A 17,546-nucleotide genomic window follows, 5' to 3' on the forward strand; every position below is an offset into this window, starting at 1 on the left:
GGCCCTTCTAGCGCCTTTGTTTGTCTTCCCTGCCGCGAACAAAGAGGAACCAGATGAGCGGTCCCAAGAAGGGAAGGGCAAAGGTAGCGGCGATAAAGAGCACCTTGGCCGCAATCGTGTACCCAGAAGCGATAATAGAAATAACCGCCGCAATCCAGAACGCAACGAGCAAAAGGATGGGCAGGAACCCGAGGAACCACCACGTGTCATTAGGGTTAGTAGATTCCGCTGCTGCTACATATAGTTCCGAGGTACTCATGATGTCCTTTCGTCGAGCATTTTTATCTCTGAGACAAAGCCAGCAAACAACCACACCTGACTTACCCTGTACATTTCCAAGATTAAGTCTGCGCCGCACTAGGCGCGTCATCCCCCGGTATGAAATGCCGCAGCAACAAGCGTGAAGCTCGTTAGCTTAGGCAGCTTTCCGGTGTCCTGTTAGCTCCACATTTGCTGTAGGGCCTGACCCCCGGAAAGTGGACAGATCGGGGGCTAGCTATGCTGCTTTGGTCAGTGTAGCTGAAGTCTTGGTTTCAAAGACATCAGGAGCTACGAGATTGCACCAGGAGTGCCGTCTGCGGGTGTTGTAGCGCATGCACCACCGGAAGACTTCCCGGCGGCAGGCGATCGGATTGTCAAAGACTTTCCGCTCTCGCAGCACTTCCCGCTTTAAGGTGGCGTTAAATGATTCTGCTAGGGCTTCTATCAGCACTCGTTCCTACCGCTCCCATAGACTGGCGCACACCCAACGACGAGCAATAGTTCCTAAAGGCCTGTGAGGTGTACACGCTGCCGTGATCGGAATGGAAAATAGCCCCGTCAAGACTGCCACGCACACCATGCGCGTGAGCTAGAGCATCGATGACCAGTGAGCCCCGCATGTGGTCTGCGAGTGCATACCCTGCAAGTTTGCGTGAATGAAGTGTCAATGACAGTGGCCAAATACATGTTTTTCCCTCCTTTACATGGCAGGTAGGTAATATCGCCGACATAGACGCGGTTCGGCTCGTTGGCTGTGAATAAGCGGGCCTAGTAAATCTGGCATGACGCGGTGGCCAGGCTTGCGCCTGGTAGTGACACATCGGCGGCGCTTGGTAAAGCCTCTAAGCCCCATGGCTTTCATAATTCGTGCGACTTTCTTGTGATTTATCGGGCTGAAATCCGTATCACTGTTGAGGCTTGCAGCGATGCGTTTAGCACCATAAAGACCATGCTCATCATCAAAGACGGTTGTGATCCTTGCACCAATAACGGCATCAGAATACATCCTTGACCTGCGCTTTTCACGGGTGTGGACCCATTTATAAAACGAGGAGCGATTGAGCTTCAACACGTGGCACATCCGTGTGAGCCGAGTATTCGGTTCGGTGGTCATAGACAAACTGGAAGCGGATCACCAGTGAGTCTCTTCGGCAAAATACTTCGCAGCCTTACGCAGGATGTCACGTTCTTCGCGCAGTTTTGTGTTTTCTTTCTCCAGTTGGCGAATGCGTTCGGATTCATTCGCTGCCTGGGCTTTATCATGCACGGCTTTTATGCGGGCACGTTTGCCGGTGCCGTACTTTTTGACCCAAGAATGCAGCGAAGCTCGGTTGATGCCGAGTTCGGCTAATGCTGAGTTCAGCGAGAGATCCTCATTGTTCCTTATAGAGGGCCACGGCATCGCGTTTGAACTGTTCGGAATACCTGGACATGATGGTAGATTACCTTTCTTCCCAGCCCGACTGGGCTGGATATCAGGTGTCCACCAAACAGGGGTCAGGTCCATGACTTTCAATATGGAAACCGTCAGACGATAACACCACACTCACCACTTTCTGTAAACATAAGGCCTGAACCCTGATAGACACGTGTAAAACAATATTAGGAACGGCCCTATTTTACAGGAAACATTCTGCCGCACACCGGCGTAACAATAGGGTGTAGCTTATATTTCCTTCCAGCCCTACAGGGCTAGATGTTCGGGGGCTACCTAACAAGGTTCAGATCCTTGCTCGCAATACGAGCGCAACGACCTTAGCCATATACCGCAGTACAAAGCGGGAAACTAGAACTTTCGCCAAAGTTGGGGATTATCCTAATTGTTTTCCGTTAAAGCATGCTGTCGCCGGCGAGTTCGCTAACGTTGTTATGTCCATGAGGTTTTTGGACTTGGAGTCCAGCTACTTTGTGGACTCGGAGTCTAGGGACTTTGTGGACGCGGAGTCTCCCCGCTTTTTGGACGCGGAGTCTCCCCGCTTTTTGGACGGGGAGTCCACGGAGTTTTTGTACTGGTGCTAGCTTGGCTTCTTCCGGCGGCTTGGCCGTGGCCCAGAGAGGTTGGGTTTTAGCTCTGGGGGTTGTCGGTGCCACATGCCGACAACGTGGTTTATGTTGATTTGACCGCCGGGTGGACGCTGATTCAGTTGGATCGGTAGCGGAAATGAAAACAGTTTCTCACCGTCGTGATCAGTAAAAAATTCCACATAGTCATCGGCTACGCTGCTGTAGATGGCTCGATTTTTGAAGCGCAGCCCGACGTAGAGGCCGTGCCCCATAACGCGTACCACCCCGCTTTTGTTGATCCACAGCTTGTCCGGGATAGGCCAGAATGCATTTACACCGGTAGAGCTTGGCATTACGGTTGAGGAATCGGCATGGGGTGTATCTTGCTGGATCGCCTGAGTGTCGTTACTTGGTGCCCTGTCTGAAGCTGCAACTTCAGGCAGGGCATTATCTGTCGCGACCACTGTGTCGGCTGCTAAAGCATCTGCCTGGTTGTCGGGGTGAATCCGGTGATATTGTTTCGCGATTTTTGTCCATAAAACATCTGGGTCAATCGGCTGCGTCGGTGGCTGGGCATGCGAGATAATCTCCCAGGCTTGGGCTGGGGTGATGTGCATCTTGCCCCTGAGAAGTCCTTGGTGGCGACGGCGTGTGTTGTAGAAGTTGCGGTAGTCGACAATCAGCTGTTGGACCTGCGCCAGCGTCGTCGGGGTACGAGCATCCAAAACCTGGTCATGGTTTGGTGCGATCGCTCGTCTTTGCCTTGCGTCGTGGGAGCAAAGCCCGCACTTGATTGAACTCCCAGGCTGGCGAGCCAGCGTTCGGTTTGCGACAGCCGGCCGCGATGGTAGGTGGCAAAGGCATCACCGTTGTCAGAGAGGACTTCTTGGAAAAGTCCGTAAGCATCAATGGCTCCACTTAGCGTGATGCGGGCATCGGTGCCGTTTTCTGGAGTTCCAAAAGCTTGGGAGCCGACGTCGAAGCGGCTGGCATCGTCGACGACTTGGTAGATAGTCACTTGCGTGTGAGGCACATCGAAGAGTCTGTAGGCAAACGCATCGATCTGCCACAGTTCATTGACTTCGCCCCTGGCAAAGTGCCTGTAGGACTTACGCGGTCGTTTACGTGCATTGATGTCAGCGACGCCAGCCTCGTGCAACCATTGTGCGATTAAAGCTCGTGACGGTGGTTGGTCGTAGCCGAGTTCGTCGAGGAAGAAGTAGAAGATTGACCATGGGCCGCAGTCTTGGCCGCGGGCTTTTAACGTACCGCGAGCTTGCAGGACCTGTTGTCGAATCTTGTCATCGTAGACCCGTCGCGGGTTCAGCGGTGCCGTGCTGTCGGGCACGATGCCAGCCCGCCCGCGTTCGGCGATACGTGCTTTGATGTTGTAGTACGTCTGCTTCGATACGCCGATGTTCTTGCAGAACTGCTGGACCGTGATGCCCTCACGGATGGGGTCGAAATCCGCTATCTTCTTGCGGAGAGTAATGGGAATTGCCATCCCCACATTGTCAAGAAGCCAGAGTCCAAAAAGTCACTAGACATCCTGTCCATAAACTTCCTGGACTCCGCGTCAAAAAACTAACTGGACTCCGCGTCCAAAAAGTCAATGGACTCCGAGTCCAAAAAGTCACTAGACATCACAGTACTAGTTTTAAAGCTCGCTAATTGGGGTACGGTGTGGCAACACGCGCGGGCGCTTACCCGCGATGTCGGTTGCGTCCTTTAGTGTGGTGTATCTGTAACTGACGGTGAGGGTCTGATGGATGCATGAGGCGACCACCGTAGTACCTTTCGAATGAGAGTGGGTGTGGGAACCTAACCCGCATGAGGAGGGGCCCGACCCCCGACGTGTCCACTTTCCGGGGGTCGGGCCCACATTCTGGGCGCAGGTATGCGCCAACCTGGCCAATCGTGGGGTCAAAGACGTCTTTATCGTCTGCTGTGACGGGCTGAAAGGCCTGCCAGAGGCAGTTGAGGCAACCTGGCCGAACTCTATGGTGCAAACCTGTATCGTGCACCTGATTCGCGCCGCTAACCGGTGGGTAGCCTACGGGGATCGCCGGGGCGTATCAGCCGCGTTGAAAAAGATTTACACTGCCACGGACGAGCCCACAGCACAGGTTGCTTTAGACGAATTTGAAGCCTCCGAGCTGGGTGAGAAATATCCCCGCTCAGTCAAGGTCTGGCAGGATGCGTGGGCGCGTTTCGTACCGTTTCTGCAGTTCCCACCAGCAGCCAGAAAGGTAATCTATACGACGAACTCCATTGAGTCGTTCAACAATGAGCTGCGTAAAGCTACCCGCAACAGGGTGCAGTTCACCAACGATGAATCAGCGATAAAGACGCTGTGGTTGATGATCTGCAACATCGAAGACAAACGAGCCGCAAAGAGGGCAAAGCAAGGCAAACGAGTCTCAGCGACAGCCGGCAGACTCATGGAAGGAGCCCGAGTTTCCGGCTGGAAACAAGCCATTAACCAAATGGCCGTGGCCTACCCCGACAGCTTCGACAAATACCTATAAACCTACCCCCACACACAAACAACTTGACACCCTCCGAACAAGCAAGCATTGATAGATGCAGGTCTGCACTACATTTTGTCGGTGAAACCCCACCGTGCCTGAGGTGATTGAAACCTGGCGGCGGGAAATCCCTGGTGAAGCCTACGCCCACGGCCAGATCTGGACACAAGCCTCGGCAAGCGATGCGCGCAAACACACAACCCCGAATACGGTGACCCACTTCCAGTACTCCTATGATCGGGCCAGACGCGGCCTGCGCGGAATCAAAGAGCAAGTCGCAAAAGCCAAACGCGCTGTTGACGGCGAAATCGCCATTAAGCGCAACCGCTATTTCGATCTTTCCACCCCGAACAAGAAGGTCAACTACGCTCTCGCTGCCAAACACCGAGCCCTAGCCGGAATTAAAGGCTATGAAACCGACCTGACCGCTCTTCCCGCCCAGGAGGTTATCGGGCATTACCGCAGGCTATTCCACATTGAAAATGTCGTATCGGATGTCGAAATCAGACCTGAAAGCACGCCTAATCTATGCGAGGAAACAAAACTCGATCACAGCACATCTCAATATTGTGATGGCAGCACTAGCCGTGACCCACCTGATGGAGACCCGCAGTGGTCACTTCATCAAACGCCTCGTGAGAACACTCAAGAAATACCGCAGCTTTCAACTCGTCGTTGGCGGCGAAACCATTCACGCCGCCGTACCATTCCCGCCCGACCTCACGGCCACCATCCAAGTAATCACCGGCCGCGAACTTCCGCACAAAATTGGCCTAAGTCAGGTTAGAAGGGAATCAGCACACCGTCTCGTGGGATTCGTGCTCTGGGTGCTCAATCTGGATGGTGGAGTGCTCGATACCGTGTTCGCGCAGGGCCTGCTGGGCGGCATCCAACAGCGGGCCGGTGCCGACGGTGCCGTCGCGCACGATATGCACGGTCGTGAGCACGTTCACGCCGTCCAGGCTCCACAGGTGCAGGTCGTGGATGTCAGCAACGCCCTCGACCTGCCGCAGCGCGGGCTCGATCGCACTGGCGTCGAAGTCCGCCGGGACTTGCTCGAGCAGCACGCTCGTCGAAAGCCGCATGAGCTGCCAGGCGCGCGGCAGCACCATCGCCGCGATCGCTAGGGAGGCGATCACGTCCGCCGCCACAAACCCCGTGGTCAGTACCACGATGCCGGCCACGATTACTGCGACAGAGCCGAGCATATCCACTAACACGTGCAAGAACGCGCCCTCCACGTTGATCGAGGATTTGCGGTGCCGGTGCAGAACCCACGCCGATAGCGCATTCGCCACCAGGCCGATCACCGCGATGATCAGCATCGTTTTTCCCTGCACTTCGGCCGGGCTCTGCAGGCGGCGCACCGCCTCGACGACAATCCACACCGAGATCGCCAGCACCATCACTGCGTTCGCCAGTGCAGCAAGCACCTCCACTCGTCGGTAGCCGTACGTGGCCTGAGCCGATGCTTGTCGGCGCCCAACCAACACCGCTGACACCGCGATGATCAACCCCGCAGCGTCGGAAAGCATGTGCATCGCATCCGCCATCAGCGCCATCGAACCCGCCAACCAGCCGCCGATCAGCTCCGCGAAGAAGACGGTGCCGGTAATGCCTAGCGCAATCAAGAGTGCGCGCAGCGGCGTGCTGGAGTGATCGTGGTCGTGGTGCTCGTGTGCCATGCACTCAGCCTATCCCCGTCGACGCTTATTGACAATTAAATGCAAATGGATGGCGGTAAGCGCAGCCACTGAGGCCAAGTCGGCCTGCTTTAGGTCATTGTGCAGTTGTCCTTTGAATGTGTAGAGAAGCTGAAACATGAACAACCAAAAAGTAGTGGGGTTGGGGTTGCCCGCAAATCGTGGACACGTAGTCAAGCTACCTAGTGGTTAGGCAGCTATTTCTTTTCTGCTGGTGGTTAGGCTGGTGTGGTTTTCGAAATCGACGGGGCTGACCATCCCGAGAGCGGAATGCCGGCGCCGACGGTTGTAGACCACTTCAATCCAGTAGGCAACGGCCTGACGCGCAGCATCGCGGGTGGCCCAGCGCTTCCGGTCGTAGAACTCGGTTTTCAGCGTCGACCAGAACGACTCGGCCATCGCGTTATCGAAGCACACCCCGGTACGCCCTACAGATTGAGCAATGCCCAGGTTGCGGCACACCTCCCAGAGCTTCTCGCTGGTAAATTGCGTCCCCCGGTCAGCGTGAAACACCAGCCCGTCAGGAACGTCACCACGCAGCGTATGTGCCATCCGTAGGGCCTTTTCGACCAGGGAAGTATCTTGCACGCTATCCATAGCCCAGCCCAGCACCCTGCGGGAATGACCATCGCGGACCGCACATAAGTACAACCAGCCCTCGCCAGTGCGCAGGTAAGTAATATCTGACATCCACACCCGGTTAAGTTCACCGGTATCAAACATGCGCTTGACCAGGTCAGGAAGACTTGACTTACGCTTAGATTGAATCGTTGTCACCGGCACAAAAGCACGCGGTGAAATCCCTTCAATGCCCATCAGACGCATCCGCTTGGCCACAGTCTTGCGATTCACACTGATCTGGTAGCGCTCGGCGAGTTCTGCGGTAATCCGCGGGGCACCATAGACCTCATCGGAGTCTTTCCAGATCTGATGAATTTTACGATCAACATCATCGTAAAAAGATATCCGATCATCTTTACCGGATAAGCGTTGCTGCTGCATATGGGCCCATTTGTAGTATCCAGACCGAGACACCTTCAACAAGCGTGCCATGCGCTTGATACTGAAATTCGCCTTCTCCTGCTGCATCAATTCGAACTTTTCTGATCGCGTTGCTGTGCGGCGAAGAAGGCTGTCGCTTTTGACAAAAACTCGTTATCCATCTTGGCTTCTGCCAGCTCACGACGCAGACGAGCATTCTCAGCACGAAGATCCGCCTCGCTTAACCCATCAGAGGACCCTCGGCGTTGACGCTCATTTTTTACCCATCGGCCTAAAAGGCCAGGTGCGACACCAATTTCTTTGGCTACATGAGCAATTGGGCGCTGCGATTCGATTACCAGGTTCGCGGCTTCACGTCGATACTCAGGTGTGTATTTCTGGCGTTGTTGACTCACAATGAACATCCTCTCTTACGGACACAAGATCCGCACTAATCGGGTGTCCACTAAACGAGGGTAACCTCACGCAGATGAGTCCATTCCCACTGGTTATTGAGTGTTCGGCGTTCCTTTGGCACGGGTGTTTTCTCGTTGAGGAATGTTTTGAATACCTGACCGAAGTCGTGCAGACGTAGCGTCCACTCCCGTGCCTGTTCGAGTGTGGTGACACGGGTTAGTTTCAGCGCCAGTGCGTAGATGGTTTTGCCGGCGTCGGTGCGCGGCCGTGAGGTGGTGTAGCGGCGGATGACGCGTTGCGCATGGACGAGACAACGCTGAATCATCGCGTTTGGCCAGCAGGCTTTAATCGCGGTGAGTGCGCCTTGTCCGACGTCGATGACGACGCAGAGCGGCTCGGCGATTTTGCGAAGAAGCTGCGTGTATGCGTGGACAGTTTCGTGTTTGGTCCAGTGCCAAGCAATGACGTGGTGGCGTCGATGAAGATCTGCTCGTAGACGCGCTGCGGGGCACCGTCGTTGGGGACGTCGATGAGCCAAAACGGTTCAATCGGCGATCAAGTGTCCAACGACTCACCCTTTGTTGCCCGGCGAGTTCAGACAACGTCACTGTGGAGGTGACATAGGAGATGAAGGCTTTAAAGTCGCAGGCCTGAGTGAGATCGGTGCGGGTTCGTGTCGTGGAGCTGCCGCAGTTCGGGTCTTTGCACCGCCACCTGGTTGTGCCTTTGGATGTGGTTCCGTTTTTCTTCATTTGCCCAGCACATACCGGGCATCGTGGTCTGTTTTTACTCACCCGGAAAGCACACCAGAGAGTGTCTGATGGTTTGTGTGTGGGTACCTAACCTGCATGAGGAGATGGATCAGAATGACTACTGTGGCGAGACGAGATCCGGCTGATAAGGCCAAGATTGATGCGATTGAAAAGAAGCTGCTTGCTAATCCTGACATCGCGAAGCTGATTGATGACCTAGGCAGGTCGACAATGGATGCCAATGACTTGGTTCGCGGCATGTTGTAGGCCTCGATTACCAGGGGACTCAACGCGGAAATGGATGCCCATTTGGGCTACGAGTCTGGCGACAGGAGCGCTAAAGCTGCTGCTGGGACAGACAATTACCGCAACGGGTCGTATCCAAAGACCGTGGATTCTAACTATGGGCCATTAACCGTTGATGTCCCGAGGGATCGGGCTGGTACATTCTTGCCGACTATGGTTCCTAAAGGTTCTAGGCGCTTGACTGATGTTGATGACATGATCGTCAGCTTGTATGCCGGTGGGATGACAATTAGGGACATCCAGCACCATATGGCAACGGCGATGCGGGTTGATATTTCCCATGAGACGATTTCCGCAGTCACCGATGCTGTCCTCGATGAGGTCATGGTCTGGCAAAACCGCCAGTTAGATGAGTTCTACCCCGTGGTTTTTCTGGATGCGCTGCGCATTAAAGTCCGGGATGGTGGCCGGGTGGTCAATAAGTCCGCGTACATGGCTATCGGCGTGGATCTCGACGGTATCAAGCATATTTTGGGGTTGTGGATTGCCAAAGAAGAAGGCGCTTCATTTTGGGCGCAGGTATGCGCCAACTTTTCTAACCGTGGGGTCAAGGACGTCTTTATCGTCTGCTGTGACGGGCTTAAAGGCCTGCCAGAGGCAGTTGAGGCAACTTGGCCGAACTCTATGGTGCAAACCTGTATCGTGTACCTGATTCGCGCCGCTAACCGGTGGGTAGCCTATGGGGATCGCTGGGGCGTATCGGCCGCGTTGAAAAAGATTTACACTGCCACGGACGAGCCCACAGCACAGGTTGCTTTAGACGAATTTGAAGCCTCCGAGCTGGGTGAGAAATATCCCCGCTCAGTCAAGGTCTGGCAGGATGCATGGGATAGATTCGTGCCATTTTTGCAGTTCCCGCCAGCAGCAAGGAAGGTCATCTATACGACGAATTCCATTGAGTCGTTTAACAACCAGCTGCGTAAAGCTACCCGCAACAGGGTGCAGTTCACCAACGATGAATCAGCGATAAAGACGCTGTGGTTGATGATCTGCAATATCGAAGACAAACGAGCTGCCAAGAGGGCGAAGCAGGGAAAACGAGTCTCAGCGACAGCCGGCAGACTCATGGAAGGAGCCCGAGTTTCCGGCTGGAAACAAGCCATTAACCAAATGGCCGTGGCCTACCCCGACAGCTTCGACAAATACCTATAAACCCAGCCCCACACACAAACAACTTGACACGCTCTGAGCTGACTTACTGGGCAGCTAAGCACGATACTGTCGAGGCGTTCATCCCACCGGGAATGCCCTGGCATAACGGGTTTGTGGAGTTCTTCCACAACCGGCTACGTGACGAGCTGTGAGAGGACGAGATATTCGACTACCCCCGCCCATGCGTCGCGTTGCCTGCGACTGTGGTCACAGCGCTATAATACCTATTATCCTCATTCGAGCCTAGGGTTTATCCCGTCGACTGAGTACGCTAACCAATGGTACCAAACCCAGGAAGGCACTCAAACCGCCCGGTCCTAAAACCGGCCCGGACCATATAGTCACTGAGCCGAGATTAATGGCATAGTACCTGGAGCACATCATGTTCACATTACTGCATCAATAAATCCTGTTTGACACTCCGCGAGTTGCGGCGGGTCAAGAGGTTGACCCGTGAGAATTACCCATTCCGGAAATCCGGCGCTGGGTTCATGCTGCGCGCATGAGCTTTCAGTCGCGGGTGCCAAACATTGAGAGACACGATGCAGGATTATAATACTTCTGATCAAAAATTTTGGACCATCGTACGCAAGAACCATCCTGACTATCTACGGTGGTTCTTCGCTGATACAGCAAGCGCCTTGGGGGCATCCCTCGTAGCTATCCCTATTTCACTTGCGAGCTACTACCTCACTGGGAGCTTAAGTCAAGCGGGAGTGATTGGCGCCGCAAGCTCGGCGGGATCGATGATCATGACGATCCCAGCCGGCATGATCATCGATCGTTTTAACAAGAAGAAGTTACTTTTCTTCTATGGGCTGAGCCAAATTGGCATCTGGTCAACCTTCTCGTTACTGCTTTACTTGGGCAAATTCACTTTCATGCTTTTGTTCTTCTTTAGCCTGTTTGCAGGAATGATTACAGGCACCTTCGGAGGCCTAACCAACGCCATTTTGAGATTCATCATTCCTGAGAATTTGCTTGTTCAAGCGCAAGGCCGTAACCAAACTCGAGACAACATTATCTGGATGGTCGGACTACCTTTAGGCGGCTTTCTCTACGGTCTAGCCCCAGTTATTCCCTTTATCGTACAAACTTTGTGTGGGTTGGGTCCGCTTTATGCTTCAAGAACCATCAGTATGGACCTGGGGAGGTCAAGTAGTGAACAACAGTATTCGTTTCGAGAGTTCTGGTCCGATAGCAAATATTCTTTGACTTGGATTTGGAAATATCCGATGCTCCGAACAATCTTCAGCATCGATATTTTCTCCAACTTCGCCAATTTTTTCCTCATCGCGTCCGTTGACCTATGGCTGGCATACCTCAAAGTTGATGGTTGGATAATCGGCCTCACCTCAGCCATGTTCGCCCTTGGAATGATTGTTGGAGGACTTCTTCAAGACCGCCTCATCAAGCAATTTCCAGGAAGAAACATCATCCGAGTAACGATGTTTTGGGAGCTACTGTGGTATCTGTTCCTTCTTATATTTTCTCAGTATTGGCCACTTATTGCAGTTGCAGCATTTTTCATCGTAGTTCCCTCCATTGCCTGCAACTCATACTCCGGGGGAGTGCTTGCGTTATCAGCACCTCCCGAAAAAATAGAAAAATGCTCGGCAGGAGCGCGTCTGATGATGGGGTTGCTACCAATCATCGCGTCCGCCAGCGCGGGTGCAATTCTCGCCGCAATGGGTTTTCAGGCAAGCATGGCGCTATGTGCTCTGTGCTCGGTTATCTCCTGTTTGATAGCGGCAATTTCAGTCCTGCGCACACTACCTAAGGCATCCGAGTTCAATTTGCTCCCCGTATGCGAGTAAGTCTCAAGGTCATCTACCAAGAGGGTCTCTGATGGTTTGTGTGTGGGTTCCCAACCTGCCTGAGGGGATGGACCAAGATGACTACTGTGGCAGGACGAGAATTAAGCTCATAAGACCAAGATCGATGCGATTGAAAAGAAGCTGCTTGCTCACCCTGAAATCGCAAAACTGATTGATCACCTAGGAACGGTTGCATCTCCTTCCGTCGCACGGTGAGGCCGGGAAAGTGGGTGCACTCTTCTGTGGTCGGCGGGAGAGTGGGGCGGCAATATTGGCCGGGGGTAATAACGGCATTTATAAGACACAGGGCATGCAAACTGTTGATACAGCAACCTCCCAGACTTCTATTGTAGAAAAAGAGAGTCGTTATAAATATGGGTCGTGGTGGAAAACACTGCGTCTCATCACATTGTGAAGGAGAGTGCTAGGTGAGCTCATCATCGCGCATCGTCGGGCTGGATATGGCCCGTTCACTTGCCATTATTGGCATGATTATTTTGCACATGGCCTCGTTGGTATGGAGTACCAAGGTCATTTTGTCGGGTCTTCCGGCCGCCCTATTTGCCATTATCGCCGGAGTGACGATGATGCTCATTGGCAAGAACTATTCCATGCAGACGCTGTTGCGGCTAATCGCTCGCGGCGCCATCATTACGCTTATCGGATTGGCGCTATTGCCAGTCGGTGGGCAAATTCAGGTCGTGCTTATTGCCATGGGTATCACCATGATGGTGGTGTCCTGGGTGCCACCGCTGAATGTGTGGTGGAAGCTGGCACTGTTCTTCGTCGCGGCCATTGCCTCGACCGTGCACTACGCGCCTTTTACCTTGCCGCAGGTCTACCCACTGCTGGCATGGATCGCGTACTTCCTTGCCGGCATGCTGCTGTTCGAGGTCTACATCCGCCCAGGTAGCTACCGCACGGCGCTGCAGTGGATCGTCACCGCCTCCAGTGCTGTGATTGCCGCCGTCGGTACCTACTTCCGCTTCGAGCCGGATATTCCCAGCTGGCTGCGCTTTACCGGCCACACCGGCGTCGCGGGCGAAATCCTGCTCTCCGTTGCAGTGGCCGCCGTAGTGCTGCACCTGTGCCTGCTCATTGGCAGCGCGGTACCCAAGCTCGTCTACCCCTTGGCCGCAATGGGCACGATGTCCCTGACCGTTTATGTCTTGCACGTGCTCTCCGCTTATTACTGGCAAAGCCACATCTCACTGCACAAAACCGCGTGGGCGTGGGCATTTATTGGCCTATTCCTCGTACTCGCCACCATCTGGCGGAAATTCCTGGGCCAAGGCCCCCTTGAAAAGGCCGTCTCCTCCGCCGTTAAACTCGCCGTTCCTGCTGGAAAGAAGGACTAACATGTCGCGTAAAATTGCTACCGCTTTGACCACCGCTGGTATCATCGGGATGTTGGCGGCCCCCGCCAGCGCCCTTGAGCACGGCGAACCCGCCCCCGATAACGCCGAGTCCCAGACCGTCGCCGCGCTCAAGATGGGCCGCATAGGCAACTTCGGCGACTGCACCGGCACGCTCGTGGATAGGCAGTGGGTGCTTACCGCCCGCCACTGCCTGCAGTCCGTCAATAACGAAGGCACCCAGGCCCGCTTGGGAGGCAAGGTCTATGACGCGGATTCGTGGGCGCTATCCCCGCTTTCCGATGCCGGACTGCTCCACCTCACCGAGCCCGTCACCGATATCAAACCGGCCAAGATCTCTACCGATATTCCAGAGACCGGCGACCTTGGCACCCTATATGGTTGGAGTAGCAGCTCCTCCATGGCGCGCAAAGGCCAGCTGCCGATGGCAGAGATGAAGGTCTCCGAAATCCTGGGCGGCGGGCCAAGCGATGACGCCGCACAGAAGCCGGGCGCCGACAAGGAAGCCCCGGAAGGCTACGAGTCCGTGCCCGCTGAAGAAGCCATGCCGGGCCTCAAGATGCCGGGCGGCTCCAAGCCGGATGCAGACGTGAAGGTCCCTGAAGGCTACGAATCCGTGCCGGCCGAAGAGGCCATGCCCGGCCTCAAGATGCCGGGATCTGGTTCGGGATCGGATAAGCCCAAGGTGGTCTCGCCGGGTGCCACCAAGCCGGGCGCCGAGCAGCCGCAGATTGTCAAGCCTGACGGCAACGGTGGGGAAGTAATGCAGCCTGGCCAAGGCGGCATGGCCCCGATGATCAGCAGCCCGATCCTCGACGTCCACTCCACCGGTAATGCTGGTATGCAGGGCGGCGACTCTGGCGGACCGTTCTTCGTGGACGGAAAACTCGCGGGCCTAGCTACCGCGGGTACCTCGAATGCGGACCCGGAACTTCCCTCTCCAAGCGCGGCAATCACCACCCTCGCCGGCACCAAGGAGTGGGCAGAGGGCGTAATGAGCGGCAAGGATAAAGACGCCATCTTGACCGCCGAGAACACGCCCGAGCCAGCCCAAGTTCCGCAAACCAGCGGGGATCACCCGTGGATCTACTTCACCGTAGCCGTAATCGGCCTTATCGGTGCCGCGGCAGCCGCGCGCACCTTCGCCGCCGGCGCAGGCAGCGGTGCCGCCCGCAACAAGCGCCGCTAAAAGATCTCGATGCGCCCGCCCAAGGATTCGGTCTGGCGCAGCTGCGCCACCCACTTCGGCCCGCCGGGGTGCAGGCGCAGCACGGGGCGGGAAGAGATCTTGACCGGGGAGACCGATTCCTTGCGGGCGCCCGACCTGGCATCGATGCGGGTGTGGGCGCGGTAGCCGGCATCGGTAAGCTCGGCGATGGAAGGCTCGGGGGCGGCGAGTTTCTCCCGGGCATCGTGAAGCAGCTCCAGCGCCTCGTCCAAAGCCTCTACGAGGGCGGGGGCATTGGTCTCGCACATTTGCTGCACGAGGTCAGGGCGGGTGCCCGCCACCCGGGTCGCATCCTTAAAGGACCCAGCGGCCAAGGACTGCGCCAAAATGCCGCCATTATCGCCGACCATGGCGAGCGTTTCCGCAAAAACGTGCGGCAGGTGCGAAATGCGGGCGACCGCCGCATCGTGGTTGGCCACGCGAATGGGGACCGCCTCCGCATGCACCATCTGGGTCATGCGCACGACATCGGTGAAAGTCTCAATCCATTTCTTGGGGATTTTTCCCCCGCTCGCCTCACACTCGGCGGCGTAATCGTAGGTAATGCCCCACGCGGCGCGGCGGAAAAGCCCCGTCTGGGAGTGATCCCACCCAGATTTCGAGGTACCCGCCATGGGGTGCCCTCCCACGTAGCGATCCTCCATGCCGCGGTCACAAACCTGCTGGCGCACGGGGGTTTTCACGGAGACTACATCCGTGATGCCGCAGCTAGGGGCGTGTTCCTGAATGGCATCCAAGACGCTGCCCACCGCGGTCATGGGAACGGCGATCACAATGAGCGCCTCTTCAACCTCGGCGCGGTTAAGCACCGCGGGCAAGTCATCATTGACGTCAAACCCCTGCTTGACTGCGGTGCGGGCGGCGGACGTCGAGTGGTTGTATCCAAATACGTCGTGGTTATAGCCCGCGAGATCGCGCAGCAAGGAACCACCGATGAGGCCGAGGCCGATAATGCAGATGGGGCGTTGAACATCTTGAGAACTCACGGTGACAATTGTGGCACAACACGACTAATCTCACGAGGTATGAGCAACGAAAATTACTCTTTCGCGGTTACCGTCGCCCGCAACGAGGGACAATGGGCCGTGCGCAGCTTCGATGATGACTTTGAGGACCCGCAAACCTCCATCACCGCGGTGCGCTCCCTGCGCTCCGAAGGCGCGGCTTTCGCCCTTCTCTGCGTCGAGGACGCCTACTTCATTGCCGTGCGGCCCGTGCCCGGCGGGGTGAAAATGCTAATTTCGGACGCCACCTACGGCGTTGACGATGACTTTGCCGCGGACTTCATGGAGCTCAATGACTATGAGATTCCAGACGTGGACCCGGAAGAGGCCGAACCCTACGGCGAGGGCGACTTCGATATCTTCGCTGACCTGGGCCTATCCGAGGATCAGGTGGGCTATATCATCGACGATGAGGACGATTGGCCCTCCGATATGCTCCTGCGCATTGCCGGCGACCTGGGCTTTGGGGATGAGCTAGAAGACGTCATTGATAACGCCTAAGCCCCTGCAGCGCGCGCAGGAACGCATGCAGCGCGCCCTCGCGGTGGCGCGCCAAACCCCCGCCGGCGACGTGCCGGTTGGGGCGGTGCTTTATGATGCTACCGGCCGCGAGCTCGCCACCGGCGTCAACCGCCGCGAGCAATTGCGCGATCCCACCGCCCACGCCGAGATCGAGGCCATCCGCCAGGCGGTGCGCATCCACGGCGATGGTTGGCGCCTGATCGGCTGCGAGCTCGTGGTCACCTTGGAGCCCTGTGCCATGTGTGCCGGCGCCCTGCAAGCCGCGCGGATAAGCTCACTGGTGTTTGGCGCCTTTGAGCCGAAGACGGGTGCGTGCGGCTCGCTTGTCGATGTCCTGCGTGCCCCCACTGCCCCCTTTACCCCACAGGTTCGCGGCGGCGTGCTTGAAGAGGACTGCGTGGCGTTGCTAGAAAAATTCTTCACCACTTTGCGCGAAAAGTGGGTATAGTGGCTGTCACACTGTAAGCGACTCATTTAAGGAGAGAGAAAATGGGCGATTTGGAAAACAAGAAGGACGACCTCGCAGGCAAGGCAAAGGAAGCTTTCGGCGAGGCAACCGGTAACGAAGACGTAGCCAACGAGGGCAAGGCCGATCAGGTCGCTTCCGAGGCTAAGGACAAGCTGTCCGATGCTGCTGACAGCATCAAGGACAAGGCCAACGACATCATCGGTGGCCTGAAGAAGGACTAATTTTATAGTCCCTTCCTAGCGAAATCGCTGCGCTGGCTTAGTGCCGGCGCGGCGATTTTGTTGCATCGGGGGTCCTCCCGTAATCTGGAACGCGGTGGCGTGTCCGAGCGGCCGAAGGTGATCGCCTCGAAAGCGATTGTTGGGTAACCCCCAACCGCGGGTTCAAATCCCGCCGCCACCGCGCAAGGCCCCGACCTGTTAATGCAGGTCGGGGCCTATTTTTGTTTTCTGCGGCAGGGGAGCTTGGGTCTTTGGGTAATTTAAGCATCCTGCTTTGCGTGTGCGGCCCGCGAGCGGCGGCGCTGCACGGTAGGGAGGAACCATGTTGCAGTAGCTGCGATGACAGCCATGGTGCCCGCGCTCCACATGAGGTACTTCACGGGGGTAAACCACCACGCCAAGGCCGCGATTACTGCGATGATTGCCCACACTGCGGGGACGAGGAGACTGGGCTGTTCGGCCCACGGTTCCCGGGGGAACCGGCTGCGCGCCTCTGTGCGGATGCGGCGCGGGGCCTTTTGGGATAGGGCGAAGGAGCAGGCGACCACAAAGGCCAAGCCGATGCCAGCGATGAGCAGGCTTCCGCTCACGCCGCCAAACATGAATACGCCGACGGAAAGCGCTAAGGAGAAGCGTTCGCCGATTGTGAGAGGGAAGCTCTGAGTGGGATCGACATCGGGGTAGATGCTGGTGAAGATGTCTCGGTGGGGGTAGTTCTGCATTGTTTTCTTATTGGGGGTAGTTATTGACAGCTGAAAGAAAATCGGTCAGGATATGCTTACCTAAGTAAGCGTAGCCTATACAT

Annotated in this window: 16 protein-coding genes, 1 tRNA gene and 4 pseudogenes; 12 read left to right on the forward strand and 9 right to left on the reverse strand. The window is 56.1% G+C overall.

What is annotated here, in order from left to right; translation table 11 throughout:
- Nucleotides 1–7 precede the first annotated feature (7 nt).
- Nucleotides 8–259 carry a hypothetical protein gene (locus tag HMPREF1267_RS01275; RefSeq protein WP_023028137.1) on the reverse strand — a complete coding sequence of 84 codons (252 nt, stop codon included), beginning with the start codon at nt 257–259 and terminating at the stop codon, nt 8–10.
- A gap of 237 nt (nt 260–496) precedes the next feature.
- Nucleotides 497–1,694 (reverse strand): annotated as a pseudogene (locus tag HMPREF1267_RS12535) (IS3 family transposase).
- 436 nt (nt 1,695–2,130) lie between these two features.
- Here HMPREF1267_RS12535 and HMPREF1267_RS13100 point away from each other — a divergent pair.
- Nucleotides 2,131–2,280 carry a hypothetical protein gene (locus HMPREF1267_RS13100; RefSeq protein WP_023028138.1) on the forward strand — a complete coding sequence of 50 codons (150 nt, stop codon included), beginning with the start codon at nt 2,131–2,133 and terminating at the stop codon, nt 2,278–2,280.
- On the opposite strand, the gene HMPREF1267_RS13290 is transcribed toward HMPREF1267_RS13100, so the two are convergent.
- Nucleotides 2,277–2,990: a hypothetical protein gene (locus HMPREF1267_RS13290; protein WP_232215089.1), complete on the reverse strand. Its 714-nt coding sequence runs from the start codon at nt 2,988–2,990 to the stop codon at nt 2,277–2,279. The two genes, HMPREF1267_RS13100 and HMPREF1267_RS13290, sit on opposite strands and share 4 nt — an antisense overlap.
- A complete protein-coding gene (locus HMPREF1267_RS13295) occupies nt 2,945–3,769 on the reverse strand; it encodes a DDE-type integrase/transposase/recombinase (protein ID WP_023028124.1) in 825 nt (274 codons plus the stop codon). The genes HMPREF1267_RS13290 and HMPREF1267_RS13295 overlap by 46 nt, the downstream gene beginning before the upstream one ends.
- Nucleotides 3,770–4,139: 370 nt before the next feature.
- Between HMPREF1267_RS13295 and HMPREF1267_RS01290 the strand changes: the two are divergent.
- Nucleotides 4,140–4,793 (forward strand): annotated as a pseudogene (locus HMPREF1267_RS01290) (IS256 family transposase); the annotation flags it as partial.
- 103 nt (nt 4,794–4,896) lie between these two features.
- Nucleotides 4,897–5,580: a hypothetical protein gene (locus HMPREF1267_RS13105; RefSeq protein ID WP_198011734.1), complete on the forward strand. Its 684-nt coding sequence runs from the start codon at nt 4,897–4,899 to the stop codon at nt 5,578–5,580.
- A 7-nt stretch (nt 5,581–5,587) separates the two neighbouring features.
- Here HMPREF1267_RS13105 and HMPREF1267_RS01300 read toward each other — a convergent pair whose 3' ends face one another.
- The 3 genes and pseudogenes from HMPREF1267_RS01300 to HMPREF1267_RS12545 all read right to left on the reverse strand — a co-directional run.
- A complete protein-coding gene (locus HMPREF1267_RS01300) occupies nt 5,588–6,478 on the reverse strand; it encodes a cation diffusion facilitator family transporter (protein ID WP_023016542.1) in 891 nt (296 codons plus the stop codon).
- Nucleotides 6,479–6,685: 207 nt separating this feature from the next.
- Nucleotides 6,686–7,902, reverse strand: a protein-coding gene (locus HMPREF1267_RS01305; protein ID WP_156906104.1) for an IS3 family transposase whose coding sequence is annotated in 2 segments (ribosomal slippage) — nt 6,686–7,641 and nt 7,641–7,902 — 1,218 coding nt in all. Because the reading frame shifts where the segments join, the coding sequence is not laid out codon by codon here.
- A gap of 59 nt (nt 7,903–7,961) precedes the next feature.
- Nucleotides 7,962–8,646: pseudogene (locus HMPREF1267_RS12545) on the reverse strand (IS256 family transposase); the annotation flags it as partial.
- A gap of 114 nt (nt 8,647–8,760) precedes the next feature.
- On the opposite strand from HMPREF1267_RS12545, the gene HMPREF1267_RS13535 reads away from it, so the two are divergent.
- The 5 genes and pseudogenes from HMPREF1267_RS13535 to HMPREF1267_RS01340 all read left to right on the forward strand — a co-directional run bounded on the left by HMPREF1267_RS13535 (nt 8,761) and on the right by HMPREF1267_RS01340 (nt 14,486).
- The gene (locus HMPREF1267_RS13535; RefSeq protein WP_023016544.1) at nt 8,761–8,913 is read left to right on the forward strand and encodes a hypothetical protein; all 153 of its coding nucleotides are present in this window, start codon (nt 8,761–8,763) and stop codon (nt 8,911–8,913) included.
- Nucleotides 8,914–10,104: pseudogene (locus HMPREF1267_RS01325) on the forward strand (IS256 family transposase); the annotation flags it as partial.
- A gap of 542 nt (nt 10,105–10,646) precedes the next feature.
- Nucleotides 10,647–11,921 (forward strand): MFS transporter, encoded by a 1,275-nt coding sequence (locus HMPREF1267_RS01330; protein WP_023028143.1) that lies wholly within the window; start codon nt 10,647–10,649, stop codon nt 11,919–11,921.
- A 428-nt stretch (nt 11,922–12,349) separates the two neighbouring features.
- Complete coding sequence (locus tag HMPREF1267_RS01335) at nt 12,350–13,279, forward strand: DUF418 domain-containing protein (protein ID WP_023028144.1); 930 nt, start codon at nt 12,350–12,352, stop codon at nt 13,277–13,279.
- 1 nt (nt 13,280) lies between these two features.
- A complete protein-coding gene (locus tag HMPREF1267_RS01340; RefSeq protein ID WP_005276411.1) occupies nt 13,281–14,486 on the forward strand; it encodes a trypsin-like serine protease in 1,206 nt (401 codons plus the stop codon).
- Here the strand turns inward: HMPREF1267_RS01340 and HMPREF1267_RS01345 are convergent.
- Nucleotides 14,483–15,511, reverse strand: coding sequence for a prephenate dehydrogenase (locus tag HMPREF1267_RS01345; protein ID WP_005276414.1), 1,029 nt, complete (start codon nt 15,509–15,511; stop codon nt 14,483–14,485). The two genes, HMPREF1267_RS01340 and HMPREF1267_RS01345, sit on opposite strands and share 4 nt — an antisense overlap.
- 39 nt (nt 15,512–15,550) lie before the next feature.
- Between HMPREF1267_RS01345 and HMPREF1267_RS01350 the strand changes: the two genes are divergently transcribed.
- The 4 genes from HMPREF1267_RS01350 to HMPREF1267_RS01365 all read left to right on the forward strand — a co-directional run bounded on the left by HMPREF1267_RS01350 (nt 15,551) and on the right by HMPREF1267_RS01365 (nt 16,922).
- The gene (locus HMPREF1267_RS01350; RefSeq protein ID WP_005276415.1) at nt 15,551–16,030 is read left to right on the forward strand and encodes a tRNA adenosine deaminase-associated protein; all 480 of its coding nucleotides are present in this window, start codon (nt 15,551–15,553) and stop codon (nt 16,028–16,030) included.
- Nucleotides 16,017–16,499 carry a nucleoside deaminase gene (locus HMPREF1267_RS01355; protein WP_255343669.1) on the forward strand — a complete coding sequence of 161 codons (483 nt, stop codon included), beginning with the start codon at nt 16,017–16,019 and terminating at the stop codon, nt 16,497–16,499. The genes HMPREF1267_RS01350 and HMPREF1267_RS01355 overlap by 14 nt, the downstream gene beginning before the upstream one ends.
- Before the next feature lie 41 nt (nt 16,500–16,540).
- Nucleotides 16,541–16,741 (forward strand): CsbD family protein, encoded by a 201-nt coding sequence (locus HMPREF1267_RS01360; protein WP_005276418.1) that lies wholly within the window; start codon nt 16,541–16,543, stop codon nt 16,739–16,741.
- A gap of 93 nt (nt 16,742–16,834) precedes the next feature.
- A tRNA-Ser gene (locus HMPREF1267_RS01365) sits at nt 16,835–16,922 on the forward strand.
- 79 nt (nt 16,923–17,001) lie between these two features.
- Here HMPREF1267_RS01365 and HMPREF1267_RS01370 read toward each other — a convergent pair.
- Nucleotides 17,002–17,463: a hypothetical protein gene (locus tag HMPREF1267_RS01370; RefSeq protein ID WP_005276419.1), complete on the reverse strand. Its 462-nt coding sequence runs from the start codon at nt 17,461–17,463 to the stop codon at nt 17,002–17,004.
- Nucleotides 17,464–17,546: the final 83 nt, after the last annotated feature.

Origin of the sequence: Corynebacterium sp. KPL1824, assembly GCF_000478095.1 — a bacterium.
Taxonomy (GTDB): Bacteria; Actinomycetota; Actinomycetes; order Mycobacteriales; family Mycobacteriaceae; genus Corynebacterium; species Corynebacterium accolens.